Source organism: Stenotrophomonas sp. 704A1, from assembly GCF_030549525.1.
GTDB lineage: Bacteria > Pseudomonadota > Gammaproteobacteria > Xanthomonadales > Xanthomonadaceae > Stenotrophomonas > Stenotrophomonas tuberculopleuritidis.
Genome location: NZ_CP130831.1, coordinates 4,630,001 through 4,650,668, shown reverse-complemented (window position 1 = coordinate 4,650,668; position 20,668 = coordinate 4,630,001). Strand labels below are relative to the sequence as shown.

The 20,668-nt window shown below is 68.8% G+C and carries 18 protein-coding genes (1 of these 18 only partly in view); 9 read left to right on the top strand and 9 right to left on the bottom strand.

What is annotated here, in order from left to right; translation table 11 throughout:
* Positions 1–110: 110 nt before the first annotated feature.
* The 6 genes from Q5Z10_RS21200 to Q5Z10_RS21175 form a co-directional block, all read right to left on the bottom strand.
* Positions 111–506, bottom strand: a complete 396-nt coding sequence (locus tag Q5Z10_RS21200; protein ID WP_303637297.1) for a hypothetical protein — start codon at positions 504–506, stop codon at positions 111–113.
* A gap of 123 nt (positions 507–629) precedes the next feature.
* Positions 630–2,669, bottom strand: a complete 2,040-nt coding sequence (locus tag Q5Z10_RS21195; RefSeq protein ID WP_303637296.1) for an FUSC family protein — start codon at positions 2,667–2,669, stop codon at positions 630–632.
* Positions 2,670–2,672: 3 nt separating this feature from the next.
* Positions 2,673–4,133, bottom strand: coding sequence for an efflux transporter outer membrane subunit (locus tag Q5Z10_RS21190; RefSeq protein WP_303637295.1), 1,461 nt, complete (start codon positions 4,131–4,133; stop codon positions 2,673–2,675).
* A complete protein-coding gene (locus Q5Z10_RS21185; protein ID WP_303637294.1) occupies positions 4,130–5,047 on the bottom strand; it encodes an efflux RND transporter periplasmic adaptor subunit in 918 nt (305 codons plus the stop codon). Before Q5Z10_RS21185 ends, Q5Z10_RS21190 begins: the two co-directional genes overlap by 4 nt.
* A complete protein-coding gene (locus Q5Z10_RS21180) occupies positions 5,044–5,253 on the bottom strand; it encodes a DUF1656 domain-containing protein (protein WP_025875651.1) in 210 nt (69 codons plus the stop codon). The genes Q5Z10_RS21185 and Q5Z10_RS21180 overlap by 4 nt, the downstream gene beginning before the upstream one ends.
* 102 nt (positions 5,254–5,355) lie before the next feature.
* On the bottom strand, positions 5,356–5,811 hold the full coding sequence (locus tag Q5Z10_RS21175) for a MarR family winged helix-turn-helix transcriptional regulator (RefSeq protein WP_303637293.1): 456 nt from the start codon (positions 5,809–5,811) through the stop codon (positions 5,356–5,358).
* A 261-nt stretch (positions 5,812–6,072) separates the two neighbouring features.
* Here Q5Z10_RS21175 and folE point away from each other — a divergent pair, with 261 nt between their 5' ends.
* The 4 genes from folE to Q5Z10_RS21155 all read left to right on the top strand — a co-directional run bounded on the left by folE (position 6,073) and on the right by Q5Z10_RS21155 (position 12,348).
* Complete coding sequence (gene folE, locus Q5Z10_RS21170) at positions 6,073–6,684, top strand: GTP cyclohydrolase I FolE (protein WP_303637292.1); 612 nt, start codon at positions 6,073–6,075, stop codon at positions 6,682–6,684.
* Positions 6,685–6,793: 109 nt separating this feature from the next.
* On the top strand, positions 6,794–8,263 hold the full coding sequence (locus Q5Z10_RS21165; protein WP_303637291.1) for a DUF3375 domain-containing protein: 1,470 nt from the start codon (positions 6,794–6,796) through the stop codon (positions 8,261–8,263).
* A complete protein-coding gene (locus tag Q5Z10_RS21160; RefSeq protein WP_303637290.1) occupies positions 8,250–8,951 on the top strand; it encodes a DUF4194 domain-containing protein in 702 nt (233 codons plus the stop codon). The genes Q5Z10_RS21165 and Q5Z10_RS21160 overlap by 14 nt, the downstream gene beginning before the upstream one ends.
* Positions 8,952–8,967: 16 nt before the next feature.
* Positions 8,968–12,348, top strand: a complete 3,381-nt coding sequence (locus tag Q5Z10_RS21155; RefSeq protein ID WP_303637289.1) for an ATP-binding protein — start codon at positions 8,968–8,970, stop codon at positions 12,346–12,348.
* Positions 12,349–12,417: 69 nt separating this feature from the next.
* Here Q5Z10_RS21155 and Q5Z10_RS21150 read toward each other — a convergent pair whose 3' ends face one another.
* Positions 12,418–13,197, bottom strand: coding sequence for a sulfite exporter TauE/SafE family protein (locus Q5Z10_RS21150; RefSeq protein WP_303637288.1), 780 nt, complete (start codon positions 13,195–13,197; stop codon positions 12,418–12,420).
* Positions 13,198–13,268: 71 nt separating this feature from the next.
* Between Q5Z10_RS21150 and Q5Z10_RS21145 the strand changes: the two genes are divergently transcribed.
* On the top strand, positions 13,269–13,661 hold the full coding sequence (locus tag Q5Z10_RS21145; RefSeq protein WP_303637287.1) for a YchJ family metal-binding protein: 393 nt from the start codon (positions 13,269–13,271) through the stop codon (positions 13,659–13,661).
* Here the strand turns inward: Q5Z10_RS21145 and Q5Z10_RS21140 are convergent.
* Positions 13,643–14,944 carry a GGDEF domain-containing protein gene (locus Q5Z10_RS21140; RefSeq protein ID WP_303637286.1) on the bottom strand — a complete coding sequence of 434 codons (1,302 nt, stop codon included), beginning with the start codon at positions 14,942–14,944 and terminating at the stop codon, positions 13,643–13,645. The two genes, Q5Z10_RS21145 and Q5Z10_RS21140, sit on opposite strands and share 19 nt — an antisense overlap.
* Positions 14,945–15,090: 146 nt before the next feature.
* On the opposite strand from Q5Z10_RS21140, the gene egtB reads away from it, so the two are divergent.
* The 4 genes from egtB to Q5Z10_RS21120 all read left to right on the top strand — a co-directional run bounded on the left by egtB (position 15,091) and on the right by Q5Z10_RS21120 (position 20,195).
* On the top strand, positions 15,091–16,362 hold the full coding sequence (gene egtB, locus Q5Z10_RS21135; protein ID WP_303637285.1) for an ergothioneine biosynthesis protein EgtB: 1,272 nt from the start codon (positions 15,091–15,093) through the stop codon (positions 16,360–16,362).
* Complete coding sequence (egtD, locus tag Q5Z10_RS21130; protein ID WP_303637284.1) at positions 16,359–17,345, top strand: L-histidine N(alpha)-methyltransferase; 987 nt, start codon at positions 16,359–16,361, stop codon at positions 17,343–17,345. Before egtB ends, egtD begins: the two co-directional genes overlap by 4 nt.
* An 84-nt stretch (positions 17,346–17,429) precedes the next feature.
* Complete coding sequence (locus Q5Z10_RS21125) at positions 17,430–19,604, top strand: lytic murein transglycosylase (RefSeq protein WP_442758929.1); 2,175 nt, start codon at positions 17,430–17,432, stop codon at positions 19,602–19,604.
* A gap of 30 nt (positions 19,605–19,634) precedes the next feature.
* Complete coding sequence (locus Q5Z10_RS21120; RefSeq protein ID WP_303637283.1) at positions 19,635–20,195, top strand: DUF2628 domain-containing protein; 561 nt, start codon at positions 19,635–19,637, stop codon at positions 20,193–20,195.
* On the opposite strand, the gene Q5Z10_RS21115 is transcribed toward Q5Z10_RS21120, so the two are convergent.
* Positions 20,186–20,668: the 3' end of a benzoate/H(+) symporter BenE family transporter gene (locus Q5Z10_RS21115; RefSeq protein WP_303637282.1), read on the bottom strand. 711 nt of this gene lie beyond the right edge of the window; only the last 483 of its 1,194 coding nucleotides appear in the window; its start codon lies off the right edge, out of view; it ends in the stop codon at positions 20,186–20,188. The two genes, Q5Z10_RS21120 and Q5Z10_RS21115, sit on opposite strands and share 10 nt — an antisense overlap.

Genomic DNA, 20,668 nt, shown 5'->3' with positions numbered 1-20,668 from the left:
TCCGGTAGAGCCGAGCCGTGCTCGGCTGATCGGCCACGGAGTCGAGCAAGGCTCGACTCTACAAGAGCGCGTTCCGAACGTTCTGCTGCTCATCCACGCATGGCGTGGATCTACGCGATCAGTACCAGGCCATCGGGGAACACGATCGCCGCTTCATCGGCACTCACGTCGAAGAAGCCCACGCCATGTTTCTCGGCCAGGTCCTGCACGCGGCCATGCGCGCGCTCGGCCACCGAGTAGGCGAACGCGCCGTAGATCACCTGACTACCGATGCTGTACTCGGTCACCTCGGCACGGTCGTCATCGTCGTTGCTCAGCGGCCCGTTCATCGGCGGGAAGTCCTGCGCCATCTCCGCGAACCATGCCTGCAGCGCCGGGCTGCTGACCGCCGGGTCGTCGTACTCGTGGCGCTCGTTCCACTGCGTCTGCTTTTCGAACCAGGCGATGAAAGCCGCGGTCTCGCGTGGGGCGGCGCTGGTCTCGAACACCATCATGTCGTAACTCATTGAACCGTCCTGTTGTCGGAGCGAAAAGCCGCCGGGCATGGCCCGGCGCTACCGATTGTTGCGCGGCGCCCGGCGCTTCGGTCGCGGTGCATGGTAGCGCCGGGCCATGCCCGGCGGATCGCATTACCCGGAGAGCGCTGCGGCGTCGGCCAGCCCCGGCGCCAGCGCCTTTGCTTCGGGGAACAGCGCGAAGCGCAGGCCGATCAGGCCCATCAGGGCTTCATCGCGGGCCTTGCAGGCGGCCACGCTGCCGACCCGGCCCAGCGAGGTATCCAGCCGCTCGCGCAGCGCCTCGGCCGCCACAATCGGTTTGCGCGCAGCGACCTGCCGCCGGTAGTGCGCGGCGATCTCTTCCAGGATGTGCTCGACCGCTTCGCGGCTGCGCTCGGGCAGCTCCAGTCGTGCGCGACGCAGCTGCAGGATGTTCAGCCCGATGCGTGCTTCGTTGAGCATGTCCACCGAGGCGATGTCGCTGCCTTCCGGCGTCGCCGCCAGGCGCGGTGCCAGCAGGCCGAGCAGGTCCAGCATGCGCGCGGCGAAGCGCTGGCGGTCCTGCTGGCCGCGGCCTTCGGCGGCTTCGGCCAGCGTGGCCCAGCCCTGGCGTACCAGCCGGCGTGCGGTCCACTCGGCACCCACCGAACGGAACAGGCGGGTCATCACCACCGCAAAGCCAATGCCGATGAACATCGCCACCGACGAGTTGACGAAGGTCTGCACGTTGGCGCTGTAGGTATTCTGCAGGCTCAGCAGCGCGGCCAGGTTGACCGTCAGCGGCAGTGCGAACAGCGCGCTCTTGGGATGGTGCAGCAGCAGCCCCAGCGGCAGGAAGACGACCGCCAGCACCAGCGCCAGCAGGCCGAAATCATGCACCGCCGGGAACACACCGAACAGGTACACGCCGGCAACCAGCGAGGCGACCATCGCCCAGACCAGGAACGAGACCATGCTCGGTGCCGGATCGTCCTGCGCGGCGAAGAACGCAGCGGTCACCGCGGCCATCATCGCGCCGTTGCCGCCGCCTTCCCAGCCCAGGCCGATCCACAGCACGCAGTAGCTCATCAGCGCCACGCCGGCGCTGAGCGCAGAGAACAGCGCCATCCCGTAGTCGACGTGCTTGTCGGTGGCGGTGCGCTCGGTGCGGATGCGGTAGTGCGCGCGGTCCAGCGGTGCGGTGCCGTGGTCGATGGCGTGCTGCAGGGTGCGGCAGTCCTGCCACAGGTCCACCAGCTCTTCCAGGCGCAGCAGCAGGCTGGCCAGCTGCAGGTGCTGCAGGTCGCGGTCCACCTGCGGCTTCAGTGCGCTGATGCGTGCGCGCAGGCGTGCGTAGTCGCTGGCACTGGCCGGTGTTTCGATCCAGTCATGGATCTCGTCGACCAGGGCCGGCAGGCCCTCAGGCAAGGCCTGCCCATCGCTGCGCAGCGCACCCAGCCGGTCGGCAATCGAAGAGAGCACCGGCAGCAACAGCAGCATGCGTTCGCGCAGCCGTTCCATCGACACCGCCGCACCGGCGTGGCGTGGATCATCGCGGCGCAGGAACTCGATCAGCGCTTCGAACTGCACCAGGTCGGCGGCCAGGCGGTTGCGCGGTGCGTGTGCGCGGCCGCGCTCGAGGATCTGCCGGCACCAGTGCGCGGCGTCCTCCATCCAGGTGCCGATGCGAGCGCCCAGCATCGGCCGTACCGAGGCCGGGAACAGCAGTGAAGCAAACAGCACCGCCACCACCGTACCCAGGATGATCTCCTCGCTGCGCGCCACCACGGTGTCGAAGATCGTCTCCGGCGAGGTCACCGCAGGGAAGCCGATGAACGCGGTGGTGTAGCCGGCCAGCAGGAACGCGTAGCCGCGCGGGCCACGGTTGAGCAGCGCCAGGAACAGGCAGCCGGCCAGCCAGATCGACATCGCCGCGCTCAGCACCAGCGGGGTTTCCACCAGTGCCGGCAGCATCAGCAGGGTGGCCAGGCCGGCGGCGAGGGTGCCGAGGATGCGATACACGCCCTTGGCCCGGGTCGGCCCCAGCAGCGGCTGGCTGACGATGTACACCGTGCCCATCGCCCAGTAGGGGCGCGACAGGTTGCCGGCCATGGCGATGTACAGCGCGACGATCGAGGCCAGGTAGGTCTTGATCGAGAACAGCCAGGCCTGGCGGTCGGTCAGCGCGTTCATCGCTTACCTCGCTGCCGTCGGTGCCGCGGCGGGTGCGGCGCCGTCCTGCCAGCCGCCACCCAGCACCAGGAAAAGATGGATCTGGTCGCGCGAGACCTGCGCTTCGGCGGCGGCCAGGGTGGCGTCGCTGCTGGCCAGGCTGCGGTCGGCGTCCAGGCTGGACAGGTACGGCGTGCGTCCGCCCTGGTACAGCCGACGGTTCTGCTCGGCGGCCAGCGCGGCCTGCTCCTGCGCCACGCGCAGCGACTGCAGCCGGCGCAGGTCCTGCGCATAGCGATCCAGCGCGGTCTGGGTCTCGCGCAGCGCCTGCAGCACCGTGTGGTCGAACTCGGCCAGGGCTGCATCGGCACCCGCCTCGGCGGCGTGGATGCGCGCATGCGTGCCCGAGGACGGCAGCGTCCACGAGATCAACGGGCCGATCGACCACTGCTGGGTCATCGGCGTGCCGAAGTCTTCCAGCAGGCCGGCGGCACCGGCCGAAGCACCCAGGCGGATATCCGGGTACAGCTCGGCGGTGGCGACACCGATCCGCGCGGTGGCCGATGCCAGCCTGCGTTCGGCCTGGCGCACGTCCGGGCGGCGCTGCAGCAGTGCGCGACCATCCCCGACCGGCAAGGGCTGGGCCAGGCTGGGGGCATGGGCGCAGTCGATCACGCCGGCCGGCAGTTGCCCCGGGGTCTGACCGAGCAGCGCCGCCAGCGAATAGGCCGCAGCCGAACGCTGCGCGCGCAGCGGCGGCAGTGCAGCTTCCAGCAGGGCCACCTGGGCATTGGCGCGGGCCAGTTCCGGCGGCGTGCCGCGGCCTGCGGCGATCAGGCGCTGGGTGACCGCGCGGCTGCGCTGCTGCAGCTGCAGCGAATGCTCGGCCACGTGCAGCTCGTGATTGGCGTGGCAGATCTCCAGGTAGCTGTCGGCGACCTCGGCCACCACACTGACCTGGGCCAGATCGCGCGCCGCCGCCACCGACTGCTCATCGGCACGCGCCGCTTCGGCGCCGCGCTTGAGCTTGCCGAACAGGTCGAACTGGTAGCTGACCGCGAACTTGCCGTCGGCCAGGTTGATCACCGGCAGCTCGTGCTCCTGCAGGAACGATTCGGCCGACAGCTGGGCGCGGCTGATCCCCGCCTCGGCCTCGTACTCGAAGCCACCGGCATCGAGCGCCTGTTCGTACACGGCGGCGGCGCGCCGCAGATGCGCATCGGCGGCCTTCAGCTCCACGTTGTCACGCAGCGCCTGGCTGATCAGCCCGTCCAGCACCGGATCGTTGTACAGCGACCACCAGCGGGCCGGCAGGGGCTGGTTGGCGGCGACCTGCGGGTTCTGCGTATCGATGAACGCCGCGTTGGCCTCCGGGCGCTTGAAGGCCGACCCTTCCGGCAGGGCGTAGTCCGGGCCGACCGTCCTGCACGCGGCCAGGCTGGCCAGTGCGAGGAGCAGGCCCAGGCGGGGCAGGGTCGCGTTCACAGGCCCGCCTGTGCCGGCGTGGTGCCGGCCTTGCCATCGTGCGGATGACGGCTGGTGTCCACGGTCACCGTGGCGGTGCGGCCAGCGATCAGTTCCACGCCCTTGGGCACCTCGTCGATGGCGATGCGCACCGGGATGCGCTGCGCCAGCCGCACCCAGTCGAAGGCCGGGGTCACGTTCGGCAGCAGGGTGCTGCCGTTGCTGCGGTAGCGGTCTTCGATACCGGCGGCGATGCTCTGCACATGGCCGCGCAGGGCGATGTCCTCGCCCATCAGGCGGATGTCCACTGCCTGGCCCGGGGCCACGCCACGCAGGCGGGTTTCCTCGAAGTAGCCGTCGATGCGGAAGGAACCGGTATCCAGCAGCGCCAGCACCGGCTTGCCGGCGACCACGTAGTCGCCCACACGCATGGTGCGGTCGTTGACCCGGCCATCCGCCGGCGCACGCACTTCGGTGCGGGCCAGGTTGAGTTCGGCCAGATCGACCGCCGCCTGGGCGGTAGCCAGCGCGGCCTGCGCGGCCTGCAGCTTGGCCCGGCGCACTTCCGCATCCTCGGCGGCAACCAGATCCTGCAGGCTGCGGTCACGGCCGATCTCGCGCCGCAACTGCGCCACCGAGGCCTGGCGCTCGGCCAGGCTGGCGCGGCTCTGTTCCAGCGCGATGCGGTAGCGCGCCCGGTCGATCACGAACAGCAGGTCGCCCTTCCTGACCGCCTGGTTGTCGGCCACCTGCACGGTTTCCACCAGCCCGGACACGTCCGGCGCCACCTGCACGACATCGGCGCCGACATGGGCGTCGCGGGTCCACGGCTCATCCATGTAGTAGACCCACAGCTGGCGCAGCACCAGCAGGGCAACAATCACGGCGGCGCCGGTCAGCAGCACCGGCAGGGTCTTCTTCACGATCTTGTTCACGATTGCATCCAACGCAGGAGGTGGAACAGCAGGCCCAGCACGATCCCGTACAGGGCCAGGTTGAACAGCGCCGGATGCCATACATGGCGATAGGCGCCGGCACGCTGCAGCAGCGCGTGCAGGCCGCTGTTGACCAGATAGGCCAACACCATCAACCCCAGCAGGGTTGGAACGAACACTCCGTGGAGACTGAATTCACCGGGCATTGGAAGGGGCGGGGGCGAGTGGGGGAGGGAAAACGAAACAACAGCAACGGGCAACAGCCGCTGGCGCGTACACGGCAGCGGCGGATTCCAGCGGCAACGGCCTTACGTGATGCGGTCGGCGGCCTCGGCCAGCAGGCGCCATGCCTTCAGCACGGCGTGCAGTTCATCCATGGACAGCTCACCGAACACGTCCTGGCGCAGGCCGATCAACTGGTCCTCCAGTTCACTGACCAGCGCGTGGCCCTCGTCGGTCAGCCACAACAGGTTGGCGCGGCGGTCGCTGGCATCGCTTTCGCGGCGTACCAGCTGGCTGGCGCAGAGTTTGTCGAGCAGGCGCACCAGCGAGGGACCTTCCATGCCCAGCTGCTGGGCCAGGGCGACCTGGCGGATACCGCCGCCGGAACGGCCGATCATCAGCAGCGGCATGGTGCAGGCCGTGGAGATGCCATAGCTGCCCAGCCGGCTGTCGGCCAGGCGCTGCCATTGCCGCCCTGCGTACAGCAGGCCGGAGCTGAGCTGCATCTGCAGCACGGTGCGCTCGTCGAGGGGTCGGTCCATAAGAGATAGATAGGATACTACTAATTTCATTCCTATCAATAGCGTTTGCTGAATGGGATGGGTGCAGTGCACTGAGGAAGGCGTTGCGCCTGTGTGCTGGTGGTCGGGGTGACGCAGGGCCGGACGGTCCTGCGCAGCCCCCTCTCCCACTCCAGACCGATAGCAGCAACGCGCCGAAACGACCCCGATGAACCGTCCCCACAGGACGACCCACCCCCCGGTCGGGTACGATGCTCGCCCCCCGTTCGGGCGCTGTATGCAATGAGCAAGAACAACGAAAAGGCTGCCCCGCAGGGCGATGTGACCCAGGCCGACGCAGAGGCTGCAGTGCGCACCCTGCTGCGCTGGGCCGGTGAGGATCCGTCCCGGGAAGGCCTGCTGGATACCCCGCGCCGTGTCGCCGAAGCCTATGGCGACTGGTTCAGCGGCTACCGCGACGACCCGCGCGCCTACATGGAGCGCACCTTCGAGGAAGTGGCCGGCTACGATGAACTGATCGTCCTGCGCGACATCGAATACGAAAGCCACTGCGAACACCACATGGCGCCGATCATCGGCCGCGTGCACGTCGGCTACCTGCCGGCCGGCAAGGTGGTGGGCATCAGCAAGCTGGCCCGCGTGGTGGAAGCCTATGCGCGCCGTTTCCAGGTGCAGGAGAAGATGACCGCGCAGATCGCCCAGTGCATCCAGGACGTGCTGCAGCCGGTCGGCGTCGGTGTGGTCGTCGAAGGCGCCCACGAGTGCATGACCACCCGCGGCATCCACAAGCGTGGCGTCAGCATGGTCACCTCGAAGATGCTGGGCAGCTTCCGCGAGGACGCCCGTACCCGCGCCGAGTTCCTGCGTTTCATCGAAGTGGGCGGCAAGCGCTGAGCGCCGTCGCCCCCCGGTGGCGGCCCGTGGTGGCCGCCGCCTTCGCCGTGCCGGTGCCGCGCTGTGGCGCGCGCCGTCGCCACCGCGCCCTTTCGACCGACCTCGCTGCATGAAGCACCGCGAACGCATCACCCGCTACCGCCACCTGCGTGAACAGCCGCAATGGAAGCTGCTCGCTGCCGACCATGCCCCGGAAATCATCGGCCTGCTGCAGGGGCTGCTGATGGAAGGCGATCGCACGTTGCCGGCCTCGGTGCTCAATGAGCGCCTGCAGCGTGCGCTGGACCAGCTCAACGGCCATGAACTGTCGCGTGACCTGCCGCGTACCGCGCAGGCCTACATCGCGCACTGGCTGGCGCAGGGCTGGCTGGAGCGCCGCCTGCCCGACGGGGCCGACCAGGAGCAGTACGAGCTGTCGACCCAGGCGCTGCAGGCGATCCGTTTCGCCGACAGCCTCGAGCAGGCCCGCGTCGCGGCCACCGAAAGCCGCCTGGCCCTGGTGATTGAACAGCTGTCGCAGCTGGCCGCACAGACCGAGGCCGATCCCGATGCACGCCTGTCCGCGCTGCGCGACGAGCGTGACCGCATCGATGCCGAGATCGCCCGTGTGGGCGCCGGCCGCGTCACCGCGCTGGACGGCAAGCGCGCGCTGGAACGCACGCGCCAGATCATCGGCCTGGCCGACGAGCTGACCGAAGACTTCCGCCGGGTGCGCGATGACTTCGAGCAGCTCAACCGCGATTTCCGCGAACGCATCATCGACGACGAAGGCGAGCGGGGTGACGTGCTGTCCAAGCTGTTCGAAGGCGTGGACGTGATCGGCGAGAGCGATGCAGGCCGCAGTTTCCAGGCCTTCTGGCGGCTGCTCAACGATGCCGAGCAGAGCGCCCAGCTCGATGCTGCGCTGGAGACGCTGCTGACCCGCGGCTTCGCCCGGCGCCTGGACCGCAACGAACGCAACTTCCTGCGCGGCTTCACCAGCACCATGCTCGAGCGTGGTGGCCAGGTGCATGACGTGCTGCAGAACTTCGCGCGCAGCCTGCGCGGCTTCGTGCAGAGCCGCGGCTACCTGGAGCAGCGCCGTCTCAACCAGCTGCTCAAGCAGGCGCAGTCCGAAGCCCTGGCCCTGCGCGATGAGTTCCCCGCGCAGCGCTCGATCGGCCGCGATCTGCAGCTGACCACCAGCCGCCTGCGTTCGTGGTCGCAGTGGAAGCTGCACGATCCACGCACGGTCCAGGTCGACGGCAGCGTCGAGTACAACGATGCGGCCAGCATCAGCCTGGAAAGCGTCGGCGATCTGGTCGCCTCGTCGGAAATCGACTTCCGCACGCTGCGGCTCGACCTGCATGAACTGCTGGGCACCCAGCCGCGCTTGAGCATCGCCCAGGCGCTGTCGCAGCGCGAAGCGCCGCAGGGCCTGGGCAGTGTCATCGGCTATCTGTCGCTGGGTACCCGCTTTGGCAACGTGATCGCTGGCGAGCAGGAAATCGCCACCTGGCGCGGTGGCGATGGCCAGGTGCGCCGCGCCCGTATTCCGCTGGTTTGGTTCACCCAGGAGAAACGCCATGAGCTGGCATGAAGACCCCATCGACGCACCGCATGCCGACCTGGCCGAGGATGCCTACGAGGCCGAGCCGGCACCGGTCGCGGCCCAGCCCCGGCGCGGCAACGACGTGTATTACCTGGGCGACACCGGGCGCCTGCCGTTGGATGCGCGTCGCGCGCTGTGCCAGCTGCTGATCGGTCCCAGCATCGACCAGCTGCGCCACGCCAGACTGTGGCCGGCGCTGATCCGCAGCGAGGCCGGCATCCGTTCGGCGCTGTCGGACCTGTTCCTGGAACTGGTGCTCGACCGTGACAGCGGCGTGGCCTTCACCCGCCAGGCCGACACCGAGGACGTCGATGCGCCGGTGCTGCTGCGCACCTCGCCGTTGACCTTCATCGATTCGGTGCTGCTGCTGTACCTGCGCCAGCAGCTGGGCGAAGCCGATGCGCGCGGCAACCGCGCGGTGGTCGCCGAAGCCGAAATGGCCGAAGCCCTGGCCATCTACGAAAAGAACCTGTCCACCGACCGGGCCGGCTTCAACCGCCGTGTCGCCTCGGCAGTGCAGAAGATGAAGGACAACCACATCCTGACCCGCCTGGCCGGCCAGGAAGACCGTCATGAAGTATCACCGGCACTGAAGCTGCTGTTCTCCGCGGAAGATGTTTCCCAGCTCTCGGCGGTGTACCGCCAGCTGCGCGAAACCCCGGCCGCCGAAGCCTGAGAGACCCGAGCACCGCATGGCCATTTCCAAGCACACCCCCGCCCTGTTCAACGACGGCTTGCCGGACCCGCGCCTGCAGCAGTTCCGCATGCGTCGCCTGCAGGTGCACAACTGGGGCACCTTCAACGGCCTGACCGAAGTGCCGATCGCCGAGCGCGGCTTCCTGTTCGTCGGCCGTTCCGGCTCGGGCAAGTCCACCCTGCTCGATGCGATGTCCGCGCTGCTGACGCCGCCGGCGATCGTCGACTTCAATGCCGCCGCGCGTGAAGCCGAGCGCAGTGGCCGCGACCGCAACCTGGTGTCCTACGTGCGGGGCGCGTGGGCCGACCAGCAGGATAGCGGCACCGGCGAGATCGCCACCCAGTACCTGCGCAAGGGCGCAACCTGGACCGCACTGGTGCTGGAGTACCGTGCCGGCGACGGCCGCGTGGTCAGTCTGGTACGCCTGCTGTGGATCTCCGGCAGCGGTACCGCCGCCGCCGACGTGCGCAAGCACTACATGATCGCCGAGCGTCCGTTCGACATCGCCAAGGACCTGGGCGGCTTCGATCTGGACCTGCGCAAGCTCAAGCAGAAGCTGGCCGAAGTGCATCACTTCGACACGTTCTCCGGCTATGCGGAACGCTTCCGCCACCTGCTCGGCATCGACAACGAGATGGCGCTGCGGCTGCTGCACAAGACGCAGTCGGCGAAGAACCTGGGCGACCTCAACGTCTTCCTGCGCGACTTCATGCTCGATACGCCGAAGACCTTCGATGCGGCCGAGCGGCTGGTCAGCGATTTCGCCGAGCTCGATGGCGCGCACCAGGCGGTGGTGACCGCGCGGCGCCAGGTCGAAACCCTGCAGCCGGCGCGCGAGCACTACCGCGAGCTGCAGGCGATGAGCCGCCGCCGCGGCGACGACGAAGCGCTGAAGCTCGGTATCGACAGCTTCCGTGAAAGCCGCCGCCAGCTGCTGATCGAGGCGCGCCTGCGCGAGATGGATACCCGCGACCGCGGCCTGCTGGGCGAGGAAGCACAGCGCCGCGCCGCGCTGGACAACCATACCGAGCGCCTGGCCGAGCTGGAACTGCAGCGCCGCCAGCAGGGCGGTGAACGCATCGAGGAACTGGAACGCGAACAGGGCCGCGCCGAAGCCGAGCGCGACCGCCGCGTGGCCAAGCAGGCGCAGGTCCGTGATGCCGCGCTGAAACTGCAGGCGGCACTGCCCGACGACGCCCACGGCTTTGCCGAACTGGTCGCACGCGCGCAGTCCGAACTGGAAGACCGCCAGCGCGCCTCCAGCGCCCTGGACGATGCCATCAGTGAGCGTCTGGGCGGCAAGCGTGATGATGAGCGCCGCTTCACCGAGGTACGCGGTGAACTGGAGGCGATGCAGCGCACGCCCTCCAGCATTCCCGCGCCGATGCAGAAGCTGCGCGCGCGCCTGGCCGAAGAGACCGGCATCCCCGAAGCCGCCTTGCCGTTCGTAGGCGAACTGATCCAGGTCCGCTCGGAAGAGCAGGGCTGGCAGGGCGCGATCGAGCGCGTGCTGTTCGGCTTCGCGCAGTCCCTGCTGGTCGACGACAGGCACTACAACGAAGTTGCCGAATGGGTGAACCGCACCCACCTGGGCATGCGGTTCACCTACTACCGTGTACGTCGCAACGAGGAAGCATTTGCCCGCGAGCCGTCGGCCAAGTCGCTGCTGCACAAGCTGGAACTGCGCGACCACGTGTTCGAGGGCTGGCTGCGGCGCGAGCTCGGCAAGCGCTTCGACTACGAATGCGTCGACGCCAGGCAGCTGCGCAGTGTCGACCGCGGCATCACCCGCGAAGGCCAGGTCAAGCATCCGGGCGACCGTTTCGAGAAGGATGACCGCAGCGCGGTGGGTGACCGCCGGCGCTGGATCCTCGGCTTCAACAACCGCGACAAGCTCGGCGCCTTCGAACGCGAGGCGCAGGAACTGGCCAAGCGCATCGCCGACTGCGACAGCGACATCGCGCGCCTGCGCAGCCAGCGCGACCTCGACAACGAGCGCCGCCTGGCCTGCCACCAGCTGGTGGGCATCGACTGGAACGAGATCGATGTGGCCGCCCCGCAGCAGCGCCTGGCCGACATCGAAGCCAGCCTGCACGACCTGCGCGAGGGCAACGCCGACCTGGCCCGCCTGGCGCAGCAGATCGACGCCACCCGCGCCGACATCGAACAGGCCCGCCGCACCTACGAGGACACCCGCGTCGAACGCGGCCAGCTGGTGCGTGAACGCGACCGTCTGGACCGCGCGCGCCAGCAGAGCCGGGCGCTGGTGCTTCCCGACCTGGCCGAAGCGCAGGAAGCCGGCCTCGCCGAACGCCTGCAGGAACAGGGACCGCTCAGCCTGGAAACGCTGGAAGCGCACATGCGCCAGGTCAGCAATGCGCTGAACGAACAGCTCTCCTCGTCACAGCAGGACGTCAACCGCATCGAGAACCTGCTGCTCGGCTGCTTCCGCCGCTTCATCCAGCAATGGCCGGAGGAATCGGGCGACTTCACCGTTTCGGTGGCCTCGGCCGAGGATTTCCTCGCCCGCCTCGAGCGCCTGGAGCGCGACGGCCTGCCGCAGCATGAGGAACGCTTCTTCGATCTGCTGCAGAACCAGAGCAAGAACAATCTGCTCGCGCTGCAGCGGCACAGTGCCGAAGCCCGCAAGTCGATCGGCCAGCGCCTGGACGAGGTCAATGCCAGCCTGGAGCAGGTGCCGTTCAACCGCGGCACGCTGCTGACGATCGAACTCAGCGACCGCCGCCTGCCCGAAGTGCTGGAGTTCCACCAGCAGCTGCGCGAGGTGTTGTCGCAGCAGCAGACCGAGCAGCGTGATCTGGCCGAGACCCAGTTCACCGTGCTGCGCCAGCTGGTCAACCGGCTGGGTTCCCAGGAAGGCGAGGACAAGCGCTGGCGCGAGCTGGTGATGGACGTGCGCCTGCACGTTGAGTTCATCGGCGTGGAGCTGGATGCGGAGACGCGCCAGCAGGTCGAGATCTACCGCAGCGGCGCCGGCAAATCCGGTGGCCAGCGGCAGAAGCTGGCCACCACCTGCCTGGCCGCCGCATTGCGCTACCAGCTTGGCGGCGCCGACAGCCAGCTGCCCAGCTATGCCGCAGTCGTGCTCGACGAGGCCTTCGACAAGGCCGACAACGAGTTCACCGCGCTGGCAATGAACATCTTCGACAACTTCGGCTTCCAGATGGTGGTCGCGACGCCGCTGAAGTCGGTGATGACGCTGGAGCCGTTCATTGGCGGTGCCTGTTTCGTCGAGATCAGCGGCCGCCACGACTCGGGCGTGCTGCTGATCGAGTACGACGAAGAAGGCAAGCGTCTGAAGCTGCCCGAGCGCAGCCGTCAGCAGGCCACGGAACCGGAAGAAGCCGAAGCCTGAGGCCCGACCGGGCAGCGCCGGGCCATGCCCGGCGTAGCCCCGAAGGGTCGCGCCGGCCAAGACCTGCCTTCACGTACCGCGGAACGTATCCCACGCCATCCGCGCGATCAGCACCACCACCAGCCCCACGAACAGCTTGCGGATGAAGGGCGTGCCGCCCTTCAGCGCCAGCCGCGTTCCCACCACCGAGCCGAAGATGTTGGCCGCCGCCATCGGCAGTGCGAACAGCCACAGGATGTTGCCGGTCGGCACGAAGAACGAGATCGCCGCCACGTTGGTGGCCAGGTTCACCACCTTCGATGCCGCCGACGCGCGCAGGAAGTCCAGCCCGAAGAAGCGCACGAACAGGAAGATCAGGAAGCTGCCGGTGCCTGGTCCGAAGAAGCCATCGTAGAAGCCGATCGCCGCACCGATGGCCAGCGCCGTGAGCAGTTCCCTGCGGCCGATCTCACGCGGCCGGTGCAGCGCGCCGAAGTCCTTCTTCCACAGCGTGTAGGCCAGCATTGCCAGCAGCAGTACCAGCACCAGGGGGCGCACCGCGTCCTTGGGCAGCAGGCTGACCGCAGTGGCGCCCAGGAACGAGAACACGAAAGCGGTCGCGGCCGCGAACAGCACGGGCTTCCACGGGAAGCGCACGTTGCGCGCATAGCGCCACGCCGCCGCGCCGGTGCCGAACATCGAACTGAACTTGTTGGTGCCGAACAGCATCGCCGGGGTCTGCTGTGGCAAGACCGTAAACAGGCCCGGCAGCTGCACCAGTCCGCCGCCACCGACGGCCGCATCGACCAGGCCGGCGATGAACGCGATCAGCACCAGCCACCACAACTCAGGGGGAACCAGTTCCAGCACGACGATCCAGCACAGGGGGGCGCGACAGCATACGCCTGTCGCCGGGCTCCCGCCCGCGCGACAATGGCGGCATGAAACGAATGCCTGCCGATCCCTGTCCCTGCGGCCTGGCTGCGGACTACGCAGCCTGCTGCGGCCGCTTCCACGCCGGTGAGGCCGCGCCCGACGCCGAGCGCCTGATGCGCTCGCGCTACAGCGCCTACGTGCGCCAGCTGCCGGACTACCTGCGTGCCACCTGGCATCCGGACACCCGCCCGGCCGAGCTGTCGCTGCAGGACGCGCCGGGCCAGCGGACCCACTGGCTGGGGCTGACCGTGCAGGAGCACCGGCTTACCGGCGAGGACAGCGCCGACGTCCGCTTCATCGCGCGCTATCGCATCGGTGGCGGCAGCGCGGTGAAGATGGCCGAGCACAGCCGTTTCCTGCGCATCGACGGCCGCTGGTTCTACCTGGACGCGGTCTGAGCGGTGCCGCCGCGGACGGCCAGCACGCGCTGGCCGCCGTGTGCGCACAGCCGGTTGCGGCCTTCTTCCTTGGCCGCATACAGGGCCTGGTCGGCGGCCTTGACCACCGCCGCCGGGCGCGGATCGATGCGGCTGTCGGCCAGGCCGATGCTCACCGTCACCTGCACCACCACACCACCACCGCCACGGCCGCGCTGCTGCTGGCCCAGTGCATCGTCACGGCTGCGCGTGGCCCGGTCGCGCAGCTGCATCCGGCTGTCCTCGATGGTCCTTCGCAACGCCTCCAGCGCATCCACGCAGGCCGCTGCCGGGCGGTCCAGGAACACCACCGCGAATTCCTCGCCGCCATAGCGGAACGCACGGCCGCCATCGCCCACCCGTGACAACCGCGACGCCACCAGCTTCAGCACGTCATCGCCGGTGTCATGACCATGGGTATCGTTGAACTTCTTGAAATGGTCCACGTCGACCATCGCGATGCTGTAGGTGCCGACGGCCCGCTTCAGGGTCTCGTTGAACGCGCGGCGGCCGGGCAGCCCGGTCAGCTCGTCACCGAAGGCCATGTGGAAGGATTCCTGCACCGTCGCGGCCAGCATCAGCAGCAGCGCCGCCACGCTCAGTGCGGGCAGCAGCGCCGGCTGCAGGAAGATCCGCGGCAGCATCCACCACAGGCACAGCAGCGCCAGCAGCATCGCGGTATGCAGCGGCCGTGGCCGGCGCCATGCCTGCCACCCCAGCGCAGCGGTGGCCAGCAGGAACAGCAGCCCCGGCACCTGCGCCAGCGCGTTCCAGTCACTCGGAATCCAGCCGAAGTGCCGGTTCGACAGCAGGTCGTGCATGCCCTGCGGCTGCTGTGCAGCCAGCAGGATGAAGGCCGCGACCACCACCCCGGTCAGGATCGCCCGCAGCAACAGGTCCTGGCGGCGCCGGCCACGTTCGGGCCACAGGGCATGCACCGCGAACAGCAGCGGCAACCAGGCGGAGATCGCGTGGAAGCGCAGCGGCGTCAGTGCGGTGACACGGCCCGTGCGCAGGTAGTGACCCAGGTCCTGGTGCAGTACCGCAAAGGCCACCGCCACCAGCAACAGCAGGCACAACGTGCGCACCTGGTTGTACAGCAGCGCCAGTCCCGCGCCCAGGCAGGCCAGCAGCCAGGGCAGGATGCGCTGCCCGGCGCGGGCGACGTCATCCCCCTCCAGGCTCGCCCACAGCACCAGCGCGACCAGCACGGCTGGCAGCACGAACAGGTAATGCGCAGGCTGGCGGAGCGGATGAGGGGGCACGCGGAATTCCAGCGCGGTCACGCAGCGGCCGCAGCATTGCCGTTAGCGGCGCGCGCACCGGCATCTTGAACGCGCAGCCATGGATGTGAAAAGAACGGCACCGGGCCATGACATCGCGCTCACCGCTCCCGACCCAAGCTGGGCGCATGGACAGCGCAACCACCGCCGTCGCTGCCCCGCAGCGTGATCTCGCCCGCCACTTCACCCGCGTGCGCACCCGCAGCGTGCAGCTGGCGGCACCGCTCAGCCCCGAAGATGCCCTGCTGCAGAGCATGGCCGATGCCAGCCCGGCCAAGTGGCATCTGGCACACACCACGTGGTTCTTCGAGCGCTTCGTGCTGGCCAGCCAGCGCGGCTACACGCCGTGGGATCCGGCCTGGGACTACCTGTTCAACAGCTACTACAAGAGCCTGGGGCCCGCCCACGCGCGGCCACAGCGCGGGCTGCTGTCACGGCCATCGCTGCAGCAGGTCCAGGACTACCGCCAGCACGTCGATCGACAGGTGCTGTCACGGCTGTCCAAGGGTGATCTGGACAGCGATGCCCTGCAGCACCTGCAGCTGGGCCTGCAGCACGAGCAGCAGCATCAGGAGCTGCTGCTTACCGACATCAAGCACGCGTTCTGGTGCAATCCGCTGCAGCCGCCGTATCGCGAGGACCTTGCCACCCGTGCGGGTGCTGCCAGCGCGCAGGGGTGGGTTGAACAGCGCGAACGCATCGTCAGCATCGGCGCGCCTGCCTGGCCGCACCACGCCGCCTTCGCCTATGACAACGAATCGCCGGTGCACCGCGTCCTGTTGCCCGCGCACGCCCTGGCCGAGCGCCCGCTGAGCAATGCCGAGTACCGCGCGTTCATCGATGCCGGTGGCTACCGCGATCCACGCCTGTGGCTGAGCGAGGGCTGGGCACTGCGCGAGGCCGGGCACTGGCAGCATCCGTTGTACTGGGATGATGCGCTGCTGCGCGAGTACACCCTGGGCGGGTGGCGGGAGCTGGATCCGCATGCCCCGGTCTGTCATCTCAGCTACTACGAGGCCGACGCCTGTGCCCGCTGGTATGGCGCGCGCCTGCCCAGTGAATTCGAGTGGGAAGCCGCCGCTGCCGCGCAGCCCGCCGACGGCCATTTCGCCGATGACGACCAGCTGCATCCACAGGCCGGGCAGGGTACGGGCCTGCGCCAGCTGTTCGGTGATGTCTGGGAATGGACCCACAGTGCCTATGGCGCCTATCCCGGCTTCCAGCCGTTCGCCGGCAACCTGGGCGAATACAACGGCAAGTTCATGTGCGGGCAGTGGGTGCTGCGCGGCGGCAGTTGTGCCACACCGCGCGGTCATGTGCGCGCCAGCTATCGCAACTTCTTCATGCCGCCGGCGCGCTGGCAGTTCTCCGGCCTGCGTCTGGCAAAGGATCTTCCATGAGTACCGTACAGGACGCGCTGCAGGCGCTGACCGACCTCACCCCGGGCCGCCAGCAGATCCTGGCCGATGCTGTGGCCGGTCTCTCCCATGCGTCGCGCCAGCTGCCGTCCAAGTACTTCTACGACGCGCGCGGCTCACGCCTGTTCGAGCAGATCACCCAGACCCGCGAGTACTACCCCACGCGCACCGAACTGGCGTTGCTCGAACGGGTGCTGCCGGACATCGCGCAGGCGGTGGGGCCGCACGTGCACGTGGTCGAACTGGGTAGTGGCAGCGGCCGCAAGACCGCGCGGCTGCTGGCCGCCCTCCGCGACCCGGTGGCCTACACACCCATCGAGATCTCGCGCGCCGCGCTGCTGTCCAGCATCGACCACCTGGCACCGGCGCTGCCGCAGGTGGAAATGCTGCCGGTCTGTGCCGATTTCACCCGGCCGGTGCAGGTCCCGGTGCCGGCGCGCACTGCAGCACGGCGTCTGCTGTTCTTTCCCGGTTCCACCCTCGGCAACTTCGCCACGCCTGAGGCGGTCGAGCTGCTGCGGGCAATGCGCCAGACCATGGGCGCCGACGGCCTGGCCCTGGTGGGGATCGATCTGCACAAGGATCCGGCCCTGATCGAGGCGGCCTACAACGATGCCGACGGCATCACCGCTGCCTTCACCCTGAACCTGCTGGCCCGCCTCAACCGCGAGGTCGGCAGCGACTTCGACCTCGAAGGCTTCCGCCACCAGGCACGCTACAGCACGGCGCGGCTGCGCATCGAAACCGACCTGGTCAGTCAACGCGAACAGGATGTGCATCTGGATGGGCGTACCTTCCACTTCAGCGCCGGCGAGCCGATCCGTGTCGAGTACAGCCACAAGTACACCGACGCCAGCTTCGACCACCTGCTGCAGCAGGCGGGGCTGCAGGTCGCCGCGCAGTGGAATGCCGCCCACCCTGCCTATGGCCTGCGCCTGCTGCGCCCCAGCGCCCCGCCACGGTAGCGCAGGGCCAGGCCTGGCGGCGGTGCCTGTCGCACCGCCCCAGCGCGTTACCATGGTGCCCGCACCGGCAACACGGAGGACGCCATGCCCATTCTGACCACGCTCGGCCTGGCCGCCGCGCTTGCCGTGCCGGTGGCCGCGCCCGCGACGTCGGCGCCGGCCGATCCTGCCTTCGCCAGCTGCATGGCCCGGCTGCAGTCCAGCGCTGCGACCCAGGGCATCACCGCTGAGCGTTTCAGTGCGATCACCGCCGGCCTGCAGCCCGATCCCAGCGTGTTGCCGCTGCTGGATGCGCAGCCGGAGTTCACCACCCCGATCTGGGATTACCTGGCCGCACTGGTCGATCGCCAACGCGTGGAAGACGGCCGCGTCCAGCTGCAGCAGCATCGTGAGCTGCTGCAGCGCGTATCGGCGCAGTACGGCGTTGACATGGCCACCATCGTCGCGGTCTGGGGCGTGGAGAGCGATTACGGCCGGGTATTCGGCAAGCGTCCGCTGCTGCAGTCGCTGGCCACGCTTTCCTGTGCCGGTCGTCGGCAACCGTTCTTCCGTGGCGAGCTGCTGGCGCTGGTCAAGCTGATCGACCAGGGAGACCTGCAGGCGCAGGGCCTGACCGGCTCCTGGGCCGGTGCATTCGGCCACACCCAGTTCATGCCCAGCACCTACGCGCGCATCGCCGTCGATGGCGATGGCGATGGCCGCCGTGATCTGGTCGGCAGCATTCCCGATGCGCTGGCCTCCACCGCCAACTACCTCAAGCGCGCCGGCTGGCGGACCGGCGAACCGTGGGGCATGGAAGTGCGTATTCCGGCCGGCTTCAACGCCAGCCAGGCCGGGCGGACCCAGCGCCGTGGCCTCGCCGACTGGCGGGCGCTGGGTGTTACCGCGCTCGATGGCAGCACGCTGGCGCCTGCCGGTGTTTCCGCCGACGCGCGCGCCGCGCTGCTGCTGCCTGCCGGCAGCAAGGGTCCGGCGCTGCTGGTGTTCCGCAACTACGATGCGATCTACAGCTACAACGCCGCCGAGAGTTACGCCCTGGCCATCGCCACCCTGGCCGACCGCCTGCGTGGCGGCAACGGGCTGGCCACGGCCTGGCCGACCGATGATCCCGGGCTTGGCCGCGACGAACGCCGCCAGCTGCAGACCCTGCTGCTGGCGCGCGGGCACGACATCGGCAGCGCCGATGGCATGATCGGTACGGCCAGCCGTCGCGCGATCCAGCAGGAACAGCGCCGGCTGGGCTGGGCCAACGCCGATGGTCGCGCCGGCCAGCGTATCCTGCGCGCGCTGCAGGCGGGCGCGCAGGCGCCGACGACCGCGGTCCCCACCCGTTTCAGCCTTCCCCCCGCTTACAGTGCCGCGCAGTCGCCGGCCGTCCGGAGTCGATCCAACGTGCAACAGATCCAGGGTGTCAGCAGCGGTCAGTTCCAGGGGCTCGATGCCTGGCTGGTGGAAACCCCCGACGCCACCGCTGCCATCAGCGTGTTTGGTGGCCAGCTGCTCTCGTTCGTGCCCAAGGGCCAGCCCGATGTGATGTGGCTGTCGCCCAAGCGCGCCGCACTGCCCACGCCGATCCGCGGCGGCAGCCCGGTGTGCTGGCCGTACTTCGGCCGCCAGGGGCAGGGCAATGACGTACCGGCCCATGGCTTCGTGCGCACCCTGCCGTGGGAACTGCAGCAGGCACGCCGCCTCGACGACGGCAGCATCGAGCTGACGATGGCGCCGCCGGCACTGGAAAACCTCGGCCTGCGCCTGAGCATGGTCGTCCGTGTCGGTCGTGAGCTGCGCCAGCAGCTGGTCACCGAAAACACCGGCAAGATGCCGGCCAGCATCACCCAGGCCCTGCACAACTACTTCCGGGTCGGCGATGCAGGCAGGGTCGAGGTCGACGGCGTTGACGGCCTGGACTACCTCGACAAGTTCGAGGACTACGCCCAGCCGCGCCGCCAGCAGGGCCCGTGGTCACTGCGCGATCCGCGCGACCCAGGCCGCAGTGACCGCATCTACACCAACGCCGGCGGTCGCTATGTGCTGCGTGATCCGGTGCTCAAGCGTCGTATCGAGATCCGCACCGAAGGCAGCCGCTCACTGGTGGCATGGAATCCCGGTGCCGAAGGGGCCGCGAAGATGGCCGATGTCGGTGAGGGCTGGCGCGACTACGTCTGCCTGGAAGCCGCCAACGCCGGGCCGGATGTGGTCACCATCGCCCCGGGTGGGCGTCACGTACTGCTTCAGATCCTCTCCAGCGCGCCGCTATAGCAGGCTTCCCCCTTGGCACGGATGGCCAGCATGAGCGCCCTCGATCCGCAGACGCCGCCCGGCAGCGACAATCCCTACCTGGCCCCCAGCGCCGAAGCCGACGAAGCTGCCACGCCGGAGGAGGCCGACTACCTGACCCTGGTCGTCGGCCCCAGGGCTGCCACGTACCGGCGTTTCTGGCATGTGGACAGTGCGGTGCCGAAGCCACCGCGTCGCTGGAACTGGCCTGCGTTCCTGTTCGGCACCCTGTGGATGGTCCACCGGCGGATGTACCTGGCGGCCGTGGGCTTCTATCTGGTGACCACGCTGCTGCCCATCCTGATGCTGCTGGCCGATGCCAGCGTGGCGCAGATCGCCTACGCCCTGCTGCCACCGCGCATCGCGCTGGCGATCTTCGCCAACAGCCTGTACCTGCGTCATTGCAGCCGCCTGCTGGCCCAGGTGCAGGCCACGTATGCGGGGCAACCGAACCGGATCCGCGCCGAGCTGCTGCGTCGTGGTGGTACCAAGGCATCGGCGGTGGTGGTCTGCCTCGGCCTGATCTATATGTTCCGGTTCATTACCCAGGGCATGATGCAGCCCTATCTCTGAGCCGGCGCGCGTGGGCGCAGCACCAGCAGGCACAGGCTGCCGGCCACCAGTCCCCAGAACGCCGAGCCGATCCCGCCCAGCGACATGCCCGAGGCGGTCACCAGGAAGGTGACCAGCGCGGCCTCGCGGTCGCGTTCCACCGCCAGCGCACTGGCCAGGCTGTTGCCGATGGTGCCGAACAGGGCGATGCCGGCCACGCACGCCACCAGCTCCGTGGGAAAGGCGGCGAACAGGGCTGCCACCGTGGCACCGAACAGACCGATCACGATGTAGAAGGCGCCCGCCGCCATCGCCGCCGTATAGCGCCGTGCCGGGTTCTCATGCGCGTCGCGGCCCATGCAGATGGCGGCGGTGATTGCCGCCAGGTTCAGCGCATAGGCGCCAAACGGGGCCAGTACGGTGTTGACCACGCCGATCCAGCCGATCACCGGCGACACCGGTGCGTCGTAACCGGAGGCGCGCATCACCGCGAC

What these genes read in the sequence shown, in the direction of transcription:
- Q5Z10_RS21165 (WP_303637291.1), top strand. Translation starts at nt 6,794, where the DNA reads ATGAAGCACCGCGAACGCATCACCCGCTACCGCCACCTGCGTGAACAG.
- Q5Z10_RS21145 (WP_303637287.1), top strand. Translation starts at nt 13,269, where the DNA reads ATGAAACGAATGCCTGCCGATCCCTGTCCCTGCGGCCTGGCTGCGGAC.
- Q5Z10_RS21175 (WP_303637293.1), bottom strand. Translation starts at nt 5,811, where the DNA reads ATGGACCGACCCCTCGACGAGCGCACCGTGCTGCAGATGCAGCTCAGC.
- Q5Z10_RS21200 (WP_303637297.1), bottom strand. Translation starts at nt 506, where the DNA reads ATGAGTTACGACATGATGGTGTTCGAGACCAGCGCCGCCCCACGCGAG.
- Q5Z10_RS21160 (WP_303637290.1), top strand. Translation starts at nt 8,250, where the DNA reads ATGAGCTGGCATGAAGACCCCATCGACGCACCGCATGCCGACCTGGCC.
- Q5Z10_RS21180 (WP_025875651.1), bottom strand. Translation starts at nt 5,253, where the DNA reads ATGCCCGGTGAATTCAGTCTCCACGGAGTGTTCGTTCCAACCCTGCTG.
- Q5Z10_RS21155 (WP_303637289.1), top strand. Translation starts at nt 8,968, where the DNA reads ATGGCCATTTCCAAGCACACCCCCGCCCTGTTCAACGACGGCTTGCCG.
- Q5Z10_RS21195 (WP_303637296.1), bottom strand. Translation starts at nt 2,669, where the DNA reads ATGAACGCGCTGACCGACCGCCAGGCCTGGCTGTTCTCGATCAAGACC.
- egtD (WP_303637284.1), top strand. Translation starts at nt 16,359, where the DNA reads ATGAGTACCGTACAGGACGCGCTGCAGGCGCTGACCGACCTCACCCCG.
- folE (WP_303637292.1), top strand. Translation starts at nt 6,073, where the DNA reads ATGAGCAAGAACAACGAAAAGGCTGCCCCGCAGGGCGATGTGACCCAG.
- egtB (WP_303637285.1), top strand. Translation starts at nt 15,091, where the DNA reads ATGGACAGCGCAACCACCGCCGTCGCTGCCCCGCAGCGTGATCTCGCC.
- Q5Z10_RS21120 (WP_303637283.1), top strand. Translation starts at nt 19,635, where the DNA reads ATGAGCGCCCTCGATCCGCAGACGCCGCCCGGCAGCGACAATCCCTAC.
- Q5Z10_RS21125 (WP_442758929.1), top strand. Translation starts at nt 17,430, where the DNA reads ATGCCCATTCTGACCACGCTCGGCCTGGCCGCCGCGCTTGCCGTGCCG.